The organism is Lysobacter tyrosinilyticus, assembly GCF_054779815.1.
Genome location: NZ_BAAGXN010000013.1, coordinates 89,934 through 110,379 on the forward strand (window position 1 = coordinate 89,934; position 20,446 = coordinate 110,379).

A 20,446-nucleotide genomic window follows, 5' to 3' on the forward strand; every position below is an offset into this window, starting at 1 on the left:
GCGTGGCGGAACCGGCGTCGCTCATTTCGCCAGCAGCGTGCGTGCCACCGGCAACGCCGCCTGGGTCCACAGCGTGTACATCGCCGCGGACGGATGCAGCCCGTCTTCGGCCAGCAATTCGGCACCGCGTTCGCGCGAGACCGGCGTGATGTCGACGAAGGCCACGCCTTCCTTGGTGCACACGGCTTGCGCGGCGGCGTTGAAGGCGTCGATCTCGCCGCCGATCGTGGCCGCATCGCGCTTGTCGTTGGCGGCGAACGGGGTCACGCCCCAGTCCGGAATCGACAACACCAGCACGCGATCGGCACGCCCGTGCGCGAACCTGATCGCGCGCCGCAGCAGGCTGTGGAACTCGCCGCTGTACGCCACCGCGCTGCGGTTGCGGTACTGGTTGTTGACGCCGATCAGCAGCGAGACCAGGTCGAAGGTGCCCAGCGGCTCGACCGCATCGATGCCCCACTCGAGCTCGTCGGTGGTCCAGCCGGTCGTGGCGACGATGCGCGGATTGCCCAGCGCGGTGCCTTCCTCGCGCAGTGCGCGCGCCAGCTGCATCGGCCAGCGGCCTTCCTCGGGCACGGCTTCACCGATGGTGTAGCTGTCGCCCAGCGCGAGATAGGTCAGGGTGTCGTTGGCGGCGTCCATGCGCGCCATTCTAGGCGGGTGCGCGATCAAGGTGCTGTCACCGCCGACGGCTAGCGCGGGGAGCCCCGAAAAGCAGAAGGCGGGCCGGAGCCCGCCTTCGCTGTCACATGATCTTGCCGCTTACGCGACCGCGCTGCGCCGGGCCCGTGCCTGTTCCGCATACCGATCCAGCACGCGCTCGATGCGGACGAATACTTCGCGCAACACGTCCGGCGGCGGCAGCAGGGTGACGCGGAAGTGGTTGCGATACGGCACGTTGAAGCTCGAGCCCGGCACTACCAGCACGTCCTCGGTTTCCAGCAGTTCCAGCGCGAACTTGTGGTCGTCGAAGCCGATCGCGGCATCGCCCACCACGGCCGGGAAGCCGTATAGCGCGCCGGCCGGCGTCACCAGTTCCAGGTGCTTGCTCGCGGCCACGCACTCAAGCAGCGCACGGCGGGTTTCGTACAGACGACCTTCTGCCGTAGTCAGCGCGGTGATCGTGTCCTCGCCCTGCAGCGCGGCTTCGATCGCGAACTGGCCCGGCACATTGGCGCACAGGCGCAGCGCGCCGAGCAGGTCCATGGCGTGGTGCAGGTCGCCGCTGGCCATCGGATCGCCGCTGAGCACGGCCCAACCCACGCGCCAGCCGCAGGCGCGATGCACCTTGGACAGGCCGCCGAAGGTCAGGCAGGGCAGGTCGCCGGCAAGCGGCGCGAGCGGTACGAAGCTCGCTTCGTCATAGAGGATGTTGTCGTAGATCTCGTCCGCCATCAGCAGCAGCTTGTGGCGCTGCGCGATCGCGACGATCTTCTCCAGCACTTCGCGCGGATACGACGCGCCGGTCGGGTTGTTCGGATTGATCAGCACGATGGCGCGGGTGCGCGAGGACACCAGCGATTCGATTTCTTCCGGGCTCGGCACGAAGCCGTCTTCCGGCTTGCACTGGTAATAGACCGGACGGCCGTCGTTGAGAATGGTCGCCGCGGACCACAGTGGGTAGTCGGGCGACGGCAGCAATACTTCGTCGCCAGGATTGAGCAGCGCGCGCAGCGACAGGTCGATCAGTTCGCTGACGCCGTTGCCGACGAACACGCGCTCGGGCGATGCATTCGGGGTGCCGCGCTGCTTGTGGAACGACGCGATCGCTTCGCGCGCGGCCGGCAGGCCCTGCTGGTGGGTGTAGGGATCGGTCTGCTCGATGCGCTCGGCGATCGCGCGCTGCAGGTGCTCCGGCGCGCGGAAGCCGAAGGCGCCCGGGTTACCGATGTTGAGCTTGATCTGCTTGCGGCCCTGGGCTTCCAGCTCCCGGGCTCGACGGGCCAGCTCTCCGCGGATCTCGTAACGGACTTCGGACAGGCGTTCGCGGGTCTTCACGGGAGGCAGGGACATCGGCGCAGCGGGGGAGTGGGTGGTCGGCCAGACTAGCCGAAAACCCAGCCGGTTCAGTGCCTTGGTCCATGAAATTTCGCTTCCGGCGCGAGTTCTGTGGCGGCGAGGCTAGAATCCGGGCATGTCCGCCGCCTTCACATCCGTTTGAACACCAGTCCGGTGAGCCCCGAACTGGCCGCCCTGCAGGCGATCGGCTGGCCCCTGGCCGACGACGGCCTGCCCACCGAATCCGCCTGGCGTGAGGCCCTGGTCCTGCGCCCCCACGCCCGCCCGGCCCGCGTGGTCGAGCAGCACCGCAGTGGTTACATCGTCTCCGACGGTCCCGACCACAGCTTTCCGGTGGAATCCCTGCCCGAATGGCTGCGCCCGGCCACCTACCGCAAGGGCGCCAGCGCCCCGGAAGAGCGGCCCGCGGTCGGCGACTGGGTCCTGATCGAAGGCAGTTCGATCAAGCATTCCAAGATCGTCGAGCTGCTGCCGCGCCGCACCGCGATCAAGCGCGCCGCTGCCGGCGAGCACTACAAGCAACAGCTGATCGCCGCCAACGTCGACACCGTGTTGGTGGTGTGCGGCCTGGACGCCGACTTCAACCCGCGCCGCATCGAGCGCTACCTGCTGCTGGTGCGCAGCGGCGGCGCCGAACCGGTGGTGGTGCTGACCAAATCCGACATCGCGCAGACCGACAGCGCCGACGCCGTGGGCGAGCTGGAACTGGCCGCGCAGGACGTCGCGATCCGCGCGGTCAACGCCAAGGATCCCGACAGCGTCGCCGCGCTGCTGCCGTGGCTGCAGCCTGGCCATACCGCGGTGCTGGTCGGTTCCTCCGGCGCAGGCAAGTCCACGCTGACCAACACCCTGCTCGGCGTGGAAAAGATGAAGACCAGCGAAGTGCGCGAGAGCGATTCGCGTGGTCGCCACACCACGACGTATCGCGCGCTGATCCCGCTGCCGTCCGGCGCCTGTTTGATCGACACGCCCGGCATGCGCGAACTGAAACCCACCGGCGAGGAAGACGTCGCCGAGAACTTCAGCGACGTCGAAGCGCTGGCCGAGCAATGCCGCTTCCGCGACTGCAAGCATCAGCGCGAACCCGGCTGCGCGGTACGCGCCGCGATCGAAGGCGGCAAGCTCGATCCGCAGCGCTTCGCCAACTTCCTCAAGCTCAGCGGCGAAGTCGCCGACGCGGCGAACAAGGCCGCGAACCGGCGTGCGCAGAAGGCTGAGGAGAAGGTGGCCGGCAAGGCGCTCAACAAGCGTCTGGATGACAAGTATGGGCGGCATTGAGTGCGCCGTTGCTCTTCGCTCCCTCCCTTTCGCGCAGCGAAGGCGCCTTTCTCCCTCCCTTTCGCGTAGCGAAGGGGAGGGTCGGGGAGGGGTGCTTTTTGCTTTGCTTCCGCGCTCGCGTAGACCTAGCAGCCAAAGCGCCGTGCGCTGCGCACACGGCACCCCTCCCCAACCCTCCCCTGCTTCGCAAGGGAGGGGGTAAACGACCATGACCGACCTCACCCCCGACCTCGCCCACCACTCCGCGCTCGACGCGCGCATGGTCAAGGCCGTGAAGGGCATCAAGCTGCTCGGTTTGGTGAGCTGGCCGGCGAGCGTGCAGAAGCGGTTCCTCGACGAAGCCGCGCAGGGCCGCTACGCGCTGCCGGTGATCGACTACCCCAAGCTCGATTTCGCCGACTGTCGTCGCGAACTCGACGCGATCATCCGCGAGGCCGATCCCGACCATCCGCTCGGCCACTACCTCTGCGATTCCGCGCGCAGCTGGTCGATCGCCGCGGAATTGCTCGAAGCTCTCGGTACGCCCGCGGTCACCACGCACTCGGTGCGGTTGTTCGGCCGTCCTGACGAACCGCTGCCCGGCGCCGGCCCGACCACGCGCGAGGCCGCGCACCATTTCATCGACATCGCCAACGAACTCGACCGCGAACTGCTAGCGCCGTCCGAATGCGTGGCGATCTCGGCCACGGCATTGCAGTTACAGCTGCAGGCCGCACTCGACGACTTCTTCGACAAGCGCGTCATCGAAGTCGTGCTCGACCCCGACCTCATCGCCAAGGCCGCGGCCGGTGCCAACCGCATTCGCCTACGCCACGGCGCCGCCTTCAGCGACTACGACCGCCATCAGCTGATCGAGCACGAGGCCTTCGTGCACTCGCTCACCGCACTCAACGGCCGCGAGCAGCCGCATCTGGCCAGTCTGGGGCTGTCCTCGCCGCGCACCACCGCCACCCAGGAGGGCTTGGCAACCTTCGCCGAGCAGATCACCGGTGCGATCGACATCGAGCGCATGAAGCGCATCAGCCTGCGCATCGAAGCGGTGGCGATGGCGCTGGAGGGCGCCGACTTCCTGCAGGTCTTCCACTACTTCCGCGACGCCGGGCAGAGCGACGCCGACAGTTTCACCTCGGCCCAGCGCGTGTTCCGCGGCGTGCCACTGACGGGCGGATCCGCCTTCACCAAGGACACCGTGTACCTGCGCGGCCTGGTCAGCGTGCACACCTTCTTCCGCTGGGCCCTGCGCCACAACAAGCTGCTGCTGTGCCGGCGTTTGTTCGCGGGGAAGATGACCTTGGGCGACGTGCAGCGCTGGGAGCCCCTGTTCGATCAGGGCGTGCTGGTGCCGCCGCGCTGGCTACCGAAGTGGATCGTGCGCGCGAACGGCCTGGCCGGAATGCTCGCGTTCTCGTTGTTCGCCAACCGTATCCGCTTGGATGCGGTGGCGCAGCGCGACGACTTTCTCGACGTTTAACCGCTCTTCTCCCTCCCTTTCGCGTGATCGAGCACCGGCTTGCGGCCGTAGCGCTTGGTCAGCCCGGCGGTTCCGATCACGTATTCGGAATCATGGATGGACATGGAAGCTTCAGGCGGTCTTCTTGGGCGTTAGTGCGCGCAGTTCGAGGCCCAGGCGCGCGTGCGCCTCGGCGGGCGGGTAATCGAGGGCGACCACTTCATGGACGAAACGCGAGATCGCGTCGTCGAGGCGACGCTCGCGTTCGGCCTCGCTCAGGCGCTGGCGCAGCGTGGCCACGTACAGGCCCAGGCCCTGGCGGGCCTCCAGCCAGCCTTCGGCGGTGAGCTCGGCGTAGGCCTTGGCGACGGTGTTCGGATTGATCGTCAATTGCCGCGCCAGGCCGCGCACGCTGGGCAGCTGCGCGCCCGGCTCCAGCTCGGCGGTGGCGATCTTCATGCGGATCGCATCGACGATCTGGCGGCTGATCGGGCGCGAGTCGCCGGTGGCGATCTGGATCATCAGGGCTTGGGTTCGGGCCATCGGTAGGTCCGGGGAGTCAGCTGTACTATGTGAACTAGTACAGTCTTAACAGCGCGCCGGGGTCAAGCCCCCGGGCGACGAAATCCCGCCGATACGCGACGAAGCCGGCCCTCCGTGGCGCCAATGCGGGGGCGAATGGCGTCGTCATGCCGATTTGGCCGAGTTCCCGCATCGCGGCCGCTGCCACGAAACCGGCCGGATCGCGCGGCTACAATCCCAAACCCAGCCGCTTATGTGCCGAGCGATGTCCGACGAACTGAAACAAGCCGCCCTCGACTACCACCGCATGGAACCGCGCGGAAAGATCAAGGTCTCCGCGACCAAGCCGATGGTGACCCAGCGCGACCTCGCGCTCGCGTACTCGCCGGGCGTCGCCTACGCCTGCGAAGAGATCGCCAGGGACCCCAAGTTCGCCAGCGACTACACCGCGCGCGGCAACCTGGTCGCGGTGATCTCCAACGGCACCGCGGTGCTCGGCCTGGGCGACATCGGTCCCTTGGCTGGTAAACCAGTGATGGAAGGCAAGGGCGTGCTGTTCCAGAAGTTCGCCGGCATCGACGTGTTCGATATCGAAGTCGACGAGAAGGATCCCGACAAGCTGGTCGAGATCATCGCTTCGCTCGAACCCACCTTCGGCGGCATCAACCTCGAAGACATCAAGGCCCCGGAATGCTTCATCGTCGAGCGCAAGCTGCGCGAGCGCATGAACATCCCTGTGTTCCACGACGACCAGCACGGCACTGCGATCATCGTCGGCTCGGCCGTGCTCAACGCGCTGGAAATCGTCGGCAAGAAGATCGGTGAGGTGAAGCTCGCCACGTCCGGCGCCGGCGCCGCCGGCATCGCCTGCCTCGACATGCTGGTCGCGCTGGGCATGAAGCCGGAGAACATCCTCGCGGTCGATCGCGACGGCGTGCTCTACACCGGTCGCGGCAAGATGGATCCGGACAAGGAGCGCTACGCGCGCGACACCGACAAGCGCACGCTCGCCGACATCGTCGACGGCGCCGACATCTTCCTCGGCCTGTCCGCCGGCGGCGTGCTGAAGCCGGAAATGGTCGCGACGATGGCCGCCAAGCCGATCATCCTCGCGCTGGCCAATCCGTATCCGGAAATCCTCCCGGAAGACGCGAAGAAGGTCCGCCCGGACTGCATCATCGCCACCGGCCGTTCGGACTATCCGAACCAGGTCAACAACGCGCTGTGCTTCCCGTACATCTTCCGCGGCGCGCTAGACGTCGGTGCGACCACGATCAACGAAGCGATGAAGCTCGCCTGCGTGCGCGCCATCGCGGCGATCGCGCGCATGGAATCGTCCGATCTCGCTGGTGCCTACGGCGGCGACGTGCCGAAGTTCGGCCCGGAGTATCTGATCCCGCGTCCGTTCGATCCGCGCCTGCTGACCCTGCTGGCACCGGCCGTCGCGCGCGCCGCGATGGATTCGGGCATCGCCACGCGTCCGATCCTCGACATGAAGTCGTATGAGGAAAAGCTGGCGCAGTTCATCTATCGTACCGGCCTGATCATGAAGCCGATCTACGATCGCGCGCGCAGCGACAAGAAGCGCGTGGTCTATGCCGAAGGCGAAGAAGAGACCGTGCTGCGCGCGGTGCAGACCGTGATCGACGAGGAGCTCGCGTTCCCGATCGTGATCGGCCGCCCGGACGTGATCGAGTCGCGCATCCAGCGTCTGGGCCTGCGCATGAAGGCCGGCGTCGACTTCGAGCTGACCAACATCAATGAAGACCCGCGCTTCAACGACTACTGGCAGCAGTACCACGCCAAGACCGAGCGTCGCGGCGTCACGCCTGCGGCAGCGAAGAACCTGATGCGTTCGCGTCCGACGCTGATCGCGTCGCTGATGGTCGAGCGCGGCGAAGCCGACGCGATGATCTGCGGCCTGGTCGGACGCTTCCACAAGAAGCTCGGCTACCTGCGCAGCGTGTTCGACTTCGAGAAGGGCGTCACCGGCACCGCCGCGATGACCGCGGTGATCAACGACCAGGGCGTGTGGTTCTTCCTCGACACCCATGTGCAGGTCGACCCGTCGCCGGAACAGATCGCCGAAGCCACGCTGCAGGCGACCTACCGCCTCAAGCTGTTCGGCATCGAACCCAAGGTTGCGCTGCTGTCGCACTCCAACTTCGGCAGCCACGACGACGCCTCCGCGCTGAAGATGCGCAAGGCCTACCAGCTCATCCGTGAGCGCGTGCCCAAGCTCGAAGTCGACGGCGAAATGATGGCCGACACTGCATGGGACGAGGAACTGCGTCACCGCATCTTCCCCAACACCACCCTGAAGGGCCGCGCCAACCTGTTCGTGATGCCGAACCTGGATGCCGCCAACATCACCTACAACATGGTGCGGGTGATGACCGACGGCGTCGCGATCGGTCCGATCCTGATGGGCCTGGACAAGCCGGCGCACATCCTGACCCCGGCTTCGACGCCGCGTCGGGTGGTCAACATGACGGCGATTGCGGCGGTGGATGCGCAGATTCGCTCGGGCCGCAGGTAAATGTGCAAGGACGCCGCGTTCCATCGTGCGCGCGGCGTCCCTTAGCTCGGCATTCCCGCGGGCCCTTCGACTCCGGCGCTTCGCGCCTACGCTCAGGGCGAACGGACAATCGGGACGGTATAGAGCCGCAAGTCCACGTGCCTGCACATCGCTTTTCACAGTTCGCGACATCCGTTCACGTCTTTCATAGCCCAGGAAATCCGCTTAGCGCTTTTCACAGTCCACGAAATCCGCTTAGCGCTTTCCACAGTCCACGAAATCCACTTAGCGCTTTTCACAGTCCACGAAATCCGTTCGCCCTGAGCGTAGGGCCGCAGGCCCGAAGTCGAAGGGCCGCGGGAATGGCGAACAAGGAAAGCCAAGGCATGAACATCCAGAACACGGCCCACTCATGCGCCTGAAATACTGCAAGCTCCCGCAAGGCAACTTCGGCGACGACCTCAACGTCGAACTGTGGCCAGCGTTGTTTCCGGATCTGGAAGCCAAGCATCCGGAGCTGTGGCTATACGGCATCGGCACCATCCTCGGCGGCACGCGTCCGGATGAAACCAAGATCGTGCTCGGCTCCGGCACCGGCTATCGCGGCGATCCGAAGCTCGACGACAGCTGGCGCGTGTACTGGGTGCGCGGCCCCGGCACCGCGAAGAAGTGCGGGCTCGATCCCGCGCTCGGCCTGGGCGATGCGGCCGTGCTGTGGGCGCCGTTGCAGCGCACGCTGGCGCCGGTCGCCGGCCGCATCGGTCTGATCCCGCATCACAAGAGCTACGACGGTTACGACTGGGACACGCTCGCGCGCGCTGCGGGTCTGTATCCGATCGATCCGCGTCAATCGCCGCAGGCGGTGGCCGACGCGATCGCGAGCTGCGAACGTGTGCTCACCGAATCCCTGCATGGTGCGATCTTCGCCGACACCCTCGGCGTGCCGTGGCGCGCGCTGGTGTTGGCGCGCCGCTTCAACGAATTCAAATGGCAGGACTGGCTCGATACGCTCGGCATGAAGTTGAACACCGCCGAAGTGCATGTCGAACTCAAGCGCGACGTGTCCATGGGCAAGGCCATCGGTAACTTCCTCACCCGCTGGGTGGGTGGTCCGGATGAACGCAATCACATGCGTCCGATCCGCCCGGCGAATGCATCGGATGTCGAACGCGTGCGCCAGGACCTGATCAACATCGCCAGCGAGACGCAATCGTTCGTGCTCAGCGATCCGGCGGTGCGCGCCGCGCAGCAGGCGCGCATGCGCGAGGCCTGCGCCCGTTTCGCCGGCGACTACGGGCTGGCCTTCACGCCTGCCGGTTGAACAAAAACCCTGGACGTCGTTCAGGGTTTACGAATCCTGTACCCGCGCCGCGGGTGACGCGGGTACAGTACGCACATGTCGATCGGATCGCTGCTGCTGCGCGCGCTGCTGAGCCTCTGCCTCGTGCTGAACGGGGTGGCGGGCGCGGCCGCATCGGTGCACATGCAGTTGCCGATGCAGGCGCCGGTGCAGATGCACCAGATGCATGAAGTCGCGCCGGCCTCTGCCGTCGCTTCCGACGACAACATGCCGTGCCACGGCCACCACATGGCGTCGACGGCGAAGCTCGAAGTCACGACGGCTCCGGCGCCCGCGCCGACCGAATCCAAGTCGAAGCACACCCCCGACTGCTGCAAGTCCGGCACCTGCCGTTGCGCCTGCGTGCATATCGCCCAGGTCGGCGTGCCGACGCTGCACCTGCCGCCCGCCGCGCTCGATCATGACCGCAGCGTGCGTCCGCTGGCGCTCGGCCACGCCACGCCGGCGTTGCCGCATCCCATCCGACCTCCCATCGGCTAAGTCGTCCCAGGCGCCCTCGGCGCCCCTTCGCATGCGCGCGCGATCGTCCGGTCGCGATGCGCGTGTTCGCGCGCGACGCCCACGCGTCGCAGACAAAGCTTTCTTACGGAGTTTTCCATGTCATCTGATGCTTTCGGCCGCGACGCCGACGGATCGCGCGGGCTGTCGCGCCGCCGCTTCGTCCAGGGGTTGGCTGTCGGCGGTGCCGTCGCCGGCCTGGGCCTATGGCCGAAGGCCGGCTGGGCGCTGAAGTCCGCCGGCTATCCCAACGTTCTGTCAGGCACCGAGTTCGATCTCACCATCGGCGAAACGCCGATGAACTTCACCGGGCGCACGCGCACGGCGATCACCGTCAACGGTTCCATTCCCGCGCCGCTGCTGCGCTGGCGCGAGGGCACCACGGTCAATCTGCGTGTCTCCAACGCGCTGCCGGCCGGCTCGATCCACGGCCATGCAACTTCGATCCATTGGCACGGCATCGTCCTGCCCGCAAACATGGACGGCGTGCCGGGCCTGAGTTTCGGCGGCATCCATCGCGGCGAGACCTACCACTACCGCTTCACGGTGAATCAGGCCGGTACCTACTGGTACCACAGCCATTCCGGCTTCCAGGAACAGGCCGGCCTGTACGGCCCGCTGGTGATCGATCCGATCGAACCCGAGCCCTTCGCGTTCGATCGCGACTATGTCGTGCTGCTCTCCGACTGGACCGATCTCGATCCGGCCCACTTGTTCGCACGACTGAAGAAGATGTCGATGTACGACAACTACTACCAGCGCACCGTCGGCGACTTCTGCCGCGACACGCAACGCCAGGGCCTGGCGGCCACGCTCGACGATCGCAAGATGTGGGGCCAGATGCGCATGTCGCCGACCGACCTGTCCGACGTCAACGCCAACACCTACACCTACCTCATGAACGGCACCACGGCGCTGGGTAACTGGACGGCGTTGTTCCGCTCTGGCGAGAAGGTGCGGCTGCGCTTCATCAACGGCTCGTCGATGACGCACTTCGACGTGCGCATTCCGGGTCTGAAGATGACCGTGGTCGCGGCCGACGGCCAGTACGTGCATCCGGTGACGGTGGACGAGTTCCGCATCGCCACGGCGGAAACCTTTGATGTGATCGTCGAACCCAGCGGCCAGGACGCCTTCACCATCTTCGCCCAGGACATGGGGCGCACTGGCTATGTCAGCGGCACGCTCGCAGTACGCGAAGGCCTGCGTGCGCCGGTGCCGAATGTCGACCCGCGTCCGCTGCTCACCATGGCCGACATGGGCCACGGCGGCATGGGCCATGACATGTCCGGGATGAAGGGCATGGAAGGCAGCTGCGGCGCCAGCATGAACATGAAGGGCATGGAAGGCGGTTGTGGCGCCAACATGGGTCACGTCAGTCAAGCCTCGAACGCTGATCACAGCGGCCACGACATGTCCGCCATGCCGGGTATGTCGGGCATGAATCACGGCGGCGGCATGCAATCGCATCCCGCCAGCGAGAACCGCAATCCACTGGTCGACATGCAGACGATGGCACCGGTGCCAAAGCTCGACGATCCCGGGATCGGCCTGCGTGACAACGGCCGCACCGTGCTTAGCTATTCGATGCTGAAGAGCACCTTCGCCGATCCCGACGGCCGCGAACCCGGCCGCGACATCGAGCTGCACCTGACCGGCCACATGGAACGCTTCGCCTGGGGCTTCAACGGCCAGAAGTTCTCCGAAGCCGAACCGCTGCGCCTCAACTACGGCGAGCGCCTGCGCATCGTGCTGGTCAACGACACGATGATGACGCACCCGATCCACCTGCACGGCATGTGGAGCGATCTGGAGGACGAGCAGGGCAACTTCCAGGTGCGCAAGCACACCATCGACATGCCACCGGGCAGTCGCCGCAGCTATCGCGTCCGCGCCGACGCGCTTGGCAGCTGGGCCTACCACTGCCATCTGCTCTTTCACATGGAAGCGGGGATGATGCGCACCGTGAGGGTCGAAGAATGAAGACGCCGATGACACTCGCACCGCTCGCCGCCGGCTTGCTGCTGGCCTTCAATGCCGCCGCGCAGGACCACTCGCAGCATCAGATGCCGATGCCGACGCAAGCGCAGGCTCCGCATCAAATGCCGATGCAGGACCATGCGCAGCATCAGGACAAGCCGAAAGCCAAACCCAAAACCAAACCAAAGGCCAAAGCCAAGCCCCGCGCGAAGCCGGCACCCGAGCCCGTGGATCACGCGGCGATGGGGCATGCGACGCCTGCGCCGCAGCCGATGGATCACAGCGGCATGGACCACGGCGCCATGGACCACAGCGGGATGGATCACGGCGCCGCCCAACCCGCGCCGATGGATCACACGGGAATGGACCACGCCGGCATGAATCACGCCGCCATGGGCCACACCATGCCGCGCACCAGCGATGCACCGATCACCCCAATCCCGGTGCTCACCGACGCCAATCGCGCCGCCGCGCAACCGCCGCCTCAGGATCATCCGGCGCACGACAACGGCATCCACCACTTCGTGCAGTTCAATCGCCTGGAAGCCTTCAATGCCGCCGAAGGCCGCGGGCTGGAATGGGAAGGTCGCGCCTGGATCGGCACCGACCGCAACAAGCTGTGGCTGCGCAGCGAAGGCGAAAGCATCGAACACCGCATCGACAGCGCCGATGTCGAAGTGCTGTACGGCCGCGCCGTCGCACGCTGGTGGGACGTGGTCGCCGGCGTGCGCCACGACTTCACCCATGGCTCGTCGCAGGATTTCGCGGCGATCGGCGTGATGGGCGTGGCGCCGTACAAATTTGAAGTCGATGCCACTGCCTACGTGGGGCAGGGCGGCCAGACCGCGGCGCGCGTGGAAGCCGAGTACGAAGCCCTGCTCACCAACCGCCTGATCCTGCAGCCGCTGCTCGAGCTCAACGCCTACGGCCAGGACGATCCGCGTCGCCATATCGGTTCGGGCCTGAGCTCGGCCGAAGCCGGCCTGCGTCTGCGTTACGAAGTCACGCGTCAGTTCGCGCCGTACGTCGGCGTGGTGCGTGAATGGTCGTTCGGGACCACCGCCGATCTACGCCGCGCCGCCGACGAAGCCGTCAACGACACCCGCATCGTCGCGGGCATCCGCATCTGGTTCTGAGGAGATCCCATGTCACTCATCAACAAGCAATCGCTGCTGACCCTCGCCATCGTCGCCGGCGTCGGTGCACTCGCCGCCGCCGGTTACGTGTGGTCGGGCGCCTACAACATCGGTGCCGATGATGCCCACACCCCGCCGGTGTACGCGGCATTGCAGGCATTGCGCGAACGTTCGATCGACACCCGCGCACAAAAGCTGGCACTGCCGGAGAACCTCAATGATCCGGCGCGCATCCGCCAGGGCGCGGGCAACTACGACGCGATGTGCACGGGCTGCCACCTGGGGCCGGGCATGCAGCCAACCGAGCTGAGCAAGGGCTTGTATCCCTCGCCGCCGAATCTGGCGAAGGCGCAAGTCGACGCGGCGGAAGCGTTCTGGGTGATCAAGCACGGCATCAAGGCGTCGGGCATGCCGGCCTGGGGCAAGAGCATGGACGACGAGTACATCTGGAACATGGCGGCCTTCCTACAGCAACTGCCCAAGCTCGACGCCGAGCAATACCAGACACTGGTTGCCAGCAGTGGTGGCCATTCCCACGGCGGTGGCGAAACCGCTGGCCACTCGCACGCCGAGGGCATGGAAGGCCACCATCACGACGATACGCAGCCCGACGCGGACCGCGCGCATACGGAAGACGCAGCCGCGCATGAGCATGATCAGGCAGCGACCACTGCGCCCGCATCACCAGCAGCGGGCACCACGCACGTGCACGCCGACGGCACGCGTCACGTGCACGCACCCAAGCCCGCTCCCGCCGAGCACGATGCCCATGAACACCACTGATCCGACGTGATCAGTGATCCGGCGGCGCGCGGGCAGCAGCTGGCGCGCATGCGTGAAGAGTGTGTGCGTTTCGCCAGCGACCTGTAGTTCAACGGCTGAGCGAAAGGCGCCCCTCATCCGCCCTTCGGGCACCTTCTCCCCGCAAGCGGGGAGAAGGACGGGCAACTCACTCGCCCGCTTGGAACTACCCCCGCCCGCTTGGAACTATCCCTCGCCCCGCTTGCGGGGAGAGGGACAGCGTTGCGCAGCAACGCAGGGTGAGGGGAGTTGTTGCGAAACGGGGCGCTGCTCGAGTAGCAGCCTTCGCCCTCAATCGTTCAACCGCACCACCAATCCCACCCGAGCAAGCGGCATGAATCCCCCGTCAGCCTCGCGCTCCCCACCCAAGCCCAGCTTCAGCGCCCACGCCTGCCCACCTTCGAAATAGGCACCCGCCAGCACTTCCGCACCTTCCGCGCGCTTAAAGCTGGCTTGCCCTTCGAACCCCAACGCAAAGCCCGGACGAATCTCGCGACGGAAGCCGAGTACCGCGCCCCAATCCGCTTCGCCATGCTGTTCGCGACTGCCGACCAGATTCGCGCCCCATTTCAAAGCCGCGTGCGTGTTCTCGAAGGACAACCGCACCTCGGCGTTGTCCGGTGCATCGTCCTCCGCGGCGATTTCGTATTCCGCACTCAAGCCGACCTGCAAGCCGTGATGGTTCTCCGGATCGCTCAGCAACACATGCACCGACGGCGCGGTGGCTTCGTAGTTCCAGTCCTCACCAGCGAGTTTCTCTGCATGCGCGTGCAGCTCGATCGCCACCCGCGGCGTAACGCCAACCAGCAGGGCCGGCTCAAACCCAGCTTGTTCCTCCGCATCGCCATCAAGCGCGGCATGCGCATTGGCGAGCAGATAGACCTGCTTCGGATGCGGCACCGCCGGACTTTCGACCAGCAGGAAATCCTGCCCGTGATGAGCGAACGCCAACGACGGCAACAGGCAAAGGGCAGACAGACAGAACGAACGAACAAACATGGAAATCTCCGCAAAGCGCGACCGGCAATCAGCGGTCGCGACAGGATGGTTGGAATGCGTCGACAGCCACGGCTATGCGCGACGCGCGCAGCATGGCATCGATGGAGTCGACAGGAAGCACAACGCACGTGCGGACAGCGCCGCACGCGATCAAAGGAACGGGTGCTTCAAGCCGCGAGCGGCGGCCCACGGGACCCAAGCCCGCACGGATACCAACGTGTGTAGCGCACCGGCGCACGCCACCAGCGCAGCGCTCGTACCACCACTTGCGGAAACGCCAATACGACCCACAGCACCAGCACCGCCATCGCATTGAGCAGCGGGCAGTAGGCGCAGTCCTGCATCGCATCGCCGCCCGTGGGGACAGGCGAGGGCTTGGGCGTCAGCGGATTCGCGTCACCCGGCGCGAGCTTGACCAGCTTCAACCCCGCCATGGTGCACATCTGTGCCCACACCCCCGACGAGGCATCGGAGGCGGACGAGAGCACCCGTCCCACCGTTGGCACGAGCACGAGCAGCAGCGTGGCGACTAGCGCCAGCAGGGCCATTCGAAGCTGGAAGGTGGGGTTGCGCATGGGGCGCGGCATTTTACCTATCTAAAAGCGCCCCTCATCCGCCCGTTGGGCACCTTCTCCCCGCAGGGCGGGGAGAAGGAAAAGCAAACTCGCCGCGCTGTGGACTCACCCCTCGCCCCGCTTGCGGGGAGAGGGACAGCGTTGCGCAGCAACGCAGGGTGAGGGGCCGGCCGCCGGCAACCGCAACGCCGCCGCAATCGCCTCCAACACCACCTCCGTCCGCACCAGCACATCGTCATTCCAGAACCGCACTACGCGATACCCCAGTGCCCCTAGTACCCGCGTGCGCCGCACATCCGCTTCGGCGAACACGAGGTGCTGGCTTCCATCCAGTTCCACCACCAATCGGTGCTCCGGACACGCAAAGTCGGCGAAGTAGGGTCCGATGCGGTGCTGTCGGCGGAATCTGCAGCTCAGCAATCGCCGCTCTCGCAGGGACTGCCACAGATGGCGCTCGGCTTCGGTCTGATTGCGACGCAGAGCGCGTTCGCGCGAATGGTCTTGTTTGCCGCGCATGAGAGCGCTCATTTCGTGAGGGATTGGCATCGTCGGAAGCGGCAGCTGCTGCGTGAATCAGCGGAGCGCGTGCTTGAAAGTAGGGGAATGCCTCAAGCGAAAAGCGCCCCTCATCCGCCCTTCGGGCACCTTCTCCCCGCGATGCGGGGAGAAGGACAAGACAGGCCCTCGCCCCGCTCGCTAGCCCACCCCTCGCCCCGCCTGCGGGGAGAGGGACAGCGTCGCGAAGCGACGCAGGGTGAGGGGCCGTCAGCTAAAAGCGCTCCTCATCCGCCCTTCCCTCCGCGGGCTATCGCCCGCTCCGACCTTCTCCCCGCTCGCGGGGAGAAGGACAAGCAGTGAATTCGTACTCACAGCATCCACTTTGCCGAACCCGTGGTTTTCGTCATTAACCCGCAGGTCCCCTACCCACCCCCAATTGCTAGAATCCCGGCTCTAATTCCAACGACCCCACACGCCGGCCAATGGGCCGCGCGGAGCCCCCATGACGAACTGGCTTAACGAGCTGCTGCAGAACGACCCCGACCCCACCGAAACCCGCGAATGGGTCGAATCCATGCAGGCGGTCATCGACCGCGAGGGCGCCCCACGCGCCCACCAGATCCTCGAAGGCATGGTCGAAGTAACCCGCCGCGCCGGCGCGCACCTGCCGTTCCACCCCACCACCGAATACATCAACACCATCCCGACGCACCTGGAGGCCAAGAGCCCCGGCGACGCCGCGATGGAATGGCGCATCCGCTCGATCATCCGTTGGAACGCGCTCGCCATGGTCGTGCGCGCCAACCGCAAGCCCGGTGACCTCGGCGGCCACATCGCCTCGTTCGCGTCGGCGGCCACGCTCTACGACGTCGGCTTCAACCACTTCTGGCGCGGCCCCGAGGGCGACCACCCCGGCGACGTCATCGCCGTCCAGGGCCACAGCTCGCCCGGCATCTATGCCCGCAGCTTCCTCGAAGGCCGCTTCACCGAAGACCAGCTCGACAACTTCCGCATGGAAGTCGACGGCCGCGGCATCTCGTCCTACCCGCACCCGTGGCTGATGCCGGATTACTGGCAGGTGCCGACGGTGTCGATGGGCCTGGGCCCGATCAGCGCCATCTACCAGGCGCGCAACTGGAAGTACCTCGAAGGCCGCGGCCTCATGCCCAAGTCCGATCGCAAGATCTGGTGCTTCATGGGCGACGGCGAAACCGACGAACCCGAATCCCTCGGCGCCATCTCGGTCGCCGGCCGCGAAGGCCTCGACAACCTCGTCTTCGTCATCAACTGCAACCTGCAGCGCCTCGACGGCCCGGTGCGCGGCAACGGCAAGATCATCCAGGAGCTGGAAGGCATCTTCCGCGGCGCCGGCTGGAACGTCATCAAGAACATCTGGGGCAGCTACTGGGATCCGCTCCTCGCGCGCGACACCACCGGCCGCCTGCGCCAGCTGATGATGGAAACCGTCGACGGCGAATACCAGAACTGCAAGGCCTTCGGCGGCGCCTACACGCGCGAACATTTCTTCGGCAAATACCCGGAAACCGCCGCCCTCGTCGCCAACATGAGCGACGACGACATCTGGCGCCTCAACCGCGGCGGCCACGATCCGCACAAGGTCTACGCCGCCTACCACCAGGCCACCCAGACCAAGGGCATGCCCACCGTGATCCTCGCCAAGACGGTGAAGGGCTACGGCATGGGCCAGGCCGGCGAAGCGCTCAACCCCACGCACCAGACCAAGAAGCTCGACGACGAACAGGTCAAGATCTTCCGCGACCGCTTCAACATCCCGGTCACCGACGACCAGCTCAAGGACAGCGCCGTCCCGTTCTACCACCCCGGCAAAGACTCGCCGGAAGTCGAATACATGCACGAGCGCCGCAAGGCCCTCGGCGGCTACCTGCCGCAGCGTCGCCGCAAGAGCACGCAGACCCTGGAAGTACCGCCGCTGGAAACCTTCGATCGTCTGTTGAAGTCCAGCGGCGACCGCGAAATCAGCACCACCATGGCCTTCGTGCAGGCCCTCAACATCACCCTGCGCGACAAGCAGGTCGGCCCGCGCTGCGTGCCGATCGTCGCCGACGAAGCGCGCACCTTCGGCATGGAAGGCCTGTTCCGCCAGCTCGGCATCTACGCGCCCTACGGCCAGAAGTACAAGCCCGTCGACCGCGACCAGCTGATGTACTACCGCGAAGACGCCGCCGGCCAGGTGCTGGAAGAAGGCATCACCGAATGCGGCGCGTTCTCGTCGTGGATGGCCTGTGCGACCAGCTACAGCACCAACGACCTGCCGATGCTGCCGTTCTACATCTACTACTCGATGTTCGGCATGCAGCGCATCGGCGACAGCGCCTGGCAGGCCGCCGATATGCGCGCGCGCGGCTTCCTGCTCGGCGCCACCGCCGGCCGCACCACGTTGAACGGTGAAGGCCTGCAGCACGAAGACGGCCACAGCCACCTGCTCTCCAGCGCCATCCCCAACTGCCGCAGCTACGACCCCACCTTCGGCTTCGAAGTCGCGGTGATCCTGCAGCACGGCATGCAGCGCATGCTCGCCGAGCAGCAGGACGAGTACTACTACATCACCCTGATGAACGAGAACTACACCCACCCGGACATGCCGGAAGGTGCAGCCGACGGCATCATCAAGGGCATGTACCTGCTGCAGGGCAACGGCAAGCCGAAGAAGGGCGAACTGCGCGTGCAGCTGCTCGGCTCCGGCACCATCCTGCGCGAAGCCATCGCCGCGGCCGAACTGCTCGACAAGGACTTCGGCGTCACCGCCGACATCTGGTCCTGCCCCAGCTTCACCGAACTCGCCCGCGACGGCGCCGACGCCGAACGCTTCAACCGCATGAACCCGGAAGCCAAGGACGCGCGCAAGCCCTACGTCACCCAGCTGCTGGAAGGCCGCCAGGGCCCGGCCATCGCCGCAACCGATTACGTGCGCGCCTACGCCAACCAGATCCGCGAATACGTGCCGATGAAGTACACCGTGCTCGGCACCGACGGCTTCGGCCGCTCCGACACCCGCGCCAACCTGCGCCGCCACTTCGAAGTCGACCGCTACTACATCGCCCACGCCGCCATCGCGGCCCTGGCCGCGGAAGGCAAGATGACGGCGAAGGATGTGGCCAGGGCTATCAAGCAGTACAAGATTGATAGTGAGAAGCCGAATCCGGTTGGGGTTTGATCAAGGTAATAGAGAAGGCGGCCCGAGGCCGCCTTTTCTGTGCCCACGCACCATTCCTGGTCTTGCCAATCCCTCGCCGGGGCTAAATAGGGGTGCGTCGCCGATGAGTGGCGGCACGTGCGCCAGCAAAATCAATGACATAAACTCTCTCGGGTAAGCTGCTCCCTCGGCCGGCCAACTTGAAGCCAGCTGATGGGCGTGAGAACCTGCCAGCACTAATCGAGGATCAGAAGATGCGTGCCGAACTGTCAGCTCAGTGCTGCCGTCTCTGCGCGATTTCCAGGGGCGACAGATCACTCGGAGTGATCGATCAGCCATGGCTTGAAAGCGACAAATACATGGCTTTTGTTTCCGTTGGCGCGCTTGTCGACGGATGGACATTGATTGCACCTAAGGAACATACGCTTAACCTATCTGCGAGATATGGAGACGCGGAGTTCGAAAAGTTTGTACGTGCGACGATCGCTGTTGTGGAAGAGTCATATGGCGCGGCTGTCGTGTTCGAGCACGGCGGCCAAGAGGAAGCTTCCAAGACGAGCTGCGGAACGTCGCATGCTCACCTACACATCGTGCCCCTAGCCTTTCCGTTGAGCGCGCGAGCGCGGGATTTTGATCCTGCTCTAACTTGGGTGGAATGCTCGGCTGCGGGTCTTGAGGCGATAGTTGGGGCTCGCGAGTACTTATTCGTGTCTGACAGCTACCGAGCTGATGGCTGCGGTCATGTGGCCATTCTCGCAGAGGGACGTTCTCAGTTCTTCCGTAGAGTTATCGCAGACGAGTTGGGCCGCCCCCAAGAATTCGATTACCGGATCTATCCTCAGCTTGACGTGGCTGAACGAAGTGCGCGACAACTGCTCGCGGCAACGTCCGGTACTTTGGATTGCGCTGCGTGAGTTCGACAGACTCGCGGATCTCGGCAGTAGCGCCTCGACCTTCAAATGAAGGAGATGCGTCGTCGGAATCCGCGGTCGAGGCGCAAAACGCATCTGTTCCAGCCACCGCCGAAGATGAACTCATCAACGACGACGAGCGGAAAAAGTTCAACTGGCAATCGCGCTGGCCGCAAACCGCTTGGAAGCGCATACGTCTCGAAGCCGCCTATGTTGCTGTGGTTTTCCTGCTCTCTGCAGTGGGAATTTTTTTGACTTGGCGTGGCGAGATTTTCTATTGGCTCGCAGAAGGTTGCGCGGACTGTCAAGCCAAAACATTGAATCGCTATGCGTACCTAATGTTCGCAGGCGTCCTGGGCGGTTCGCTTTTCGGGCTGAAGTATCTATACAAGGTGGTTGCTCGCGGTTGGTGGAATATCGATCGTAGCGTCTGGCGCCTTTTCTCACCCCTTCTCTCTGGCGGAATGGCTTTTGCAGTAGGGGCGCTCGCAGACGCGGGCTTATTCGGATTCACGGTTGGCGAGCATCAGAGCGGTGCATCGTTTGTTTCTCTAGGATTTATTGCGGGCTACTTTGCGGACAGCGCATCTCGTAAGCTGCAAGAAATCGCAGACACGCTGTTTGGTCATCCTCAGGCAAAGAAGTCCTAGTCAAGGATGAGCGGGGGAGATGCGAGCGCAGACGCGCCGACTAAGTACGGTGCATCTCCCGGCCCGAATAGACCAG

Annotated in this window: 17 protein-coding genes; 11 read left to right on the forward strand and 6 right to left on the reverse strand. The window is 65.3% G+C overall.

The window, feature by feature from the left end; translation table 11 throughout:
• Positions 1–21: 21 nt before the first annotated feature.
• Both ACYVGK_RS15105 and ACYVGK_RS15110 read right to left on the reverse strand, forming a co-directional pair.
• Positions 22–642, reverse strand: coding sequence for an SGNH/GDSL hydrolase family protein (locus ACYVGK_RS15105; RefSeq protein ID WP_460735157.1), 621 nt, complete (start codon positions 640–642; stop codon positions 22–24).
• 120 nt (positions 643–762) lie between these two features.
• The gene (locus tag ACYVGK_RS15110; RefSeq protein ID WP_460735159.1) at positions 763–2,013 is read right to left on the reverse strand and encodes an aminotransferase class I/II-fold pyridoxal phosphate-dependent enzyme; all 1,251 of its coding nucleotides are present in this window, start codon (positions 2,011–2,013) and stop codon (positions 763–765) included.
• 144 nt (positions 2,014–2,157) lie between these two features.
• Between ACYVGK_RS15110 and rsgA the strand changes: the two genes are divergently transcribed.
• Positions 2,158–3,297, forward strand: a complete 1,140-nt coding sequence (gene rsgA, locus ACYVGK_RS15115; protein WP_460735161.1) for a ribosome small subunit-dependent GTPase A — start codon at positions 2,158–2,160, stop codon at positions 3,295–3,297.
• Positions 3,298–3,505: 208 nt separating this feature from the next.
• The gene (locus ACYVGK_RS15120; RefSeq protein ID WP_460735163.1) at positions 3,506–4,768 is read left to right on the forward strand and encodes a flavohemoglobin expression-modulating QEGLA motif protein; all 1,263 of its coding nucleotides are present in this window, start codon (positions 3,506–3,508) and stop codon (positions 4,766–4,768) included.
• A 111-nt stretch (positions 4,769–4,879) separates the two neighbouring features.
• On the opposite strand, the gene ACYVGK_RS15125 is transcribed toward ACYVGK_RS15120, so the two are convergent.
• Positions 4,880–5,290, reverse strand: a complete 411-nt coding sequence (locus tag ACYVGK_RS15125) for a GntR family transcriptional regulator (protein ID WP_460735165.1) — start codon at positions 5,288–5,290, stop codon at positions 4,880–4,882.
• Positions 5,291–5,534: 244 nt separating this feature from the next.
• On the opposite strand from ACYVGK_RS15125, the gene ACYVGK_RS15130 reads away from it, so the two are divergent.
• From ACYVGK_RS15130 to ACYVGK_RS15155, 6 genes are all read left to right on the forward strand, one after another.
• On the forward strand, positions 5,535–7,808 hold the full coding sequence (locus tag ACYVGK_RS15130; RefSeq protein ID WP_460735167.1) for an NADP-dependent malic enzyme: 2,274 nt from the start codon (positions 5,535–5,537) through the stop codon (positions 7,806–7,808).
• 391 nt (positions 7,809–8,199) lie between these two features.
• Entirely contained in the window at positions 8,200–9,108 is a 909-nt protein-coding gene (locus ACYVGK_RS15135) for a polysaccharide pyruvyl transferase family protein (protein ID WP_460735169.1), read from the forward strand.
• Positions 9,109–9,183: 75 nt separating this feature from the next.
• A complete protein-coding gene (locus ACYVGK_RS15140; RefSeq protein ID WP_460735171.1) occupies positions 9,184–9,627 on the forward strand; it encodes a CopL family metal-binding regulatory protein in 444 nt (147 codons plus the stop codon).
• Positions 9,628–9,744: 117 nt separating this feature from the next.
• Entirely contained in the window at positions 9,745–11,628 is a 1,884-nt protein-coding gene (locus tag ACYVGK_RS15145) for a copper resistance system multicopper oxidase (RefSeq protein WP_460735173.1), read from the forward strand.
• Between the two features lie 8 nt (positions 11,629–11,636).
• Positions 11,637–12,761 carry a copper resistance protein B gene (locus ACYVGK_RS15150; protein ID WP_460735175.1) on the forward strand — a complete coding sequence of 375 codons (1,125 nt, stop codon included), beginning with the start codon at positions 11,637–11,639 and terminating at the stop codon, positions 12,759–12,761.
• 9 nt (positions 12,762–12,770) lie between these two features.
• Positions 12,771–13,544 (forward strand): c-type cytochrome, encoded by a 774-nt coding sequence (locus ACYVGK_RS15155; protein ID WP_460735177.1) that lies wholly within the window; start codon positions 12,771–12,773, stop codon positions 13,542–13,544.
• A gap of 309 nt (positions 13,545–13,853) precedes the next feature.
• On the opposite strand, the gene ACYVGK_RS15160 is transcribed toward ACYVGK_RS15155, so the two are convergent.
• The 3 genes from ACYVGK_RS15160 to ACYVGK_RS15170 form a co-directional block, all read right to left on the reverse strand.
• Complete coding sequence (locus tag ACYVGK_RS15160) at positions 13,854–14,561, reverse strand: hypothetical protein (RefSeq protein WP_460735179.1); 708 nt, start codon at positions 14,559–14,561, stop codon at positions 13,854–13,856.
• Between the two features lie 167 nt (positions 14,562–14,728).
• Positions 14,729–15,136, reverse strand: a complete 408-nt coding sequence (locus ACYVGK_RS15165) for a DUF2946 family protein (RefSeq protein WP_460735181.1) — start codon at positions 15,134–15,136, stop codon at positions 14,729–14,731.
• Between the two features lie 105 nt (positions 15,137–15,241).
• Entirely contained in the window at positions 15,242–15,652 is a 411-nt protein-coding gene (locus ACYVGK_RS15170) for an endonuclease domain-containing protein (protein ID WP_460735183.1), read from the reverse strand.
• A 484-nt stretch (positions 15,653–16,136) separates the two neighbouring features.
• On the opposite strand from ACYVGK_RS15170, the gene aceE reads away from it, so the two are divergent.
• The 3 genes from aceE (at position 16,137) to ACYVGK_RS15185 (ending at position 20,370) form a co-directional block, all read left to right on the forward strand.
• Positions 16,137–18,830, forward strand: coding sequence for a pyruvate dehydrogenase (acetyl-transferring), homodimeric type (gene aceE / locus ACYVGK_RS15175; RefSeq protein ID WP_460735185.1), 2,694 nt, complete (start codon positions 16,137–16,139; stop codon positions 18,828–18,830).
• A gap of 233 nt (positions 18,831–19,063) precedes the next feature.
• Positions 19,064–19,723: an HIT family protein gene (locus ACYVGK_RS15180; RefSeq protein WP_460735187.1), complete on the forward strand. Its 660-nt coding sequence runs from the start codon at positions 19,064–19,066 to the stop codon at positions 19,721–19,723.
• Positions 19,720–20,370, forward strand: a complete 651-nt coding sequence (locus ACYVGK_RS15185; protein WP_460735189.1) for a hypothetical protein — start codon at positions 19,720–19,722, stop codon at positions 20,368–20,370. Before ACYVGK_RS15180 ends, ACYVGK_RS15185 begins: the two co-directional genes overlap by 4 nt.
• The last annotated feature ends 76 nt before the right edge of the window (positions 20,371–20,446 follow it).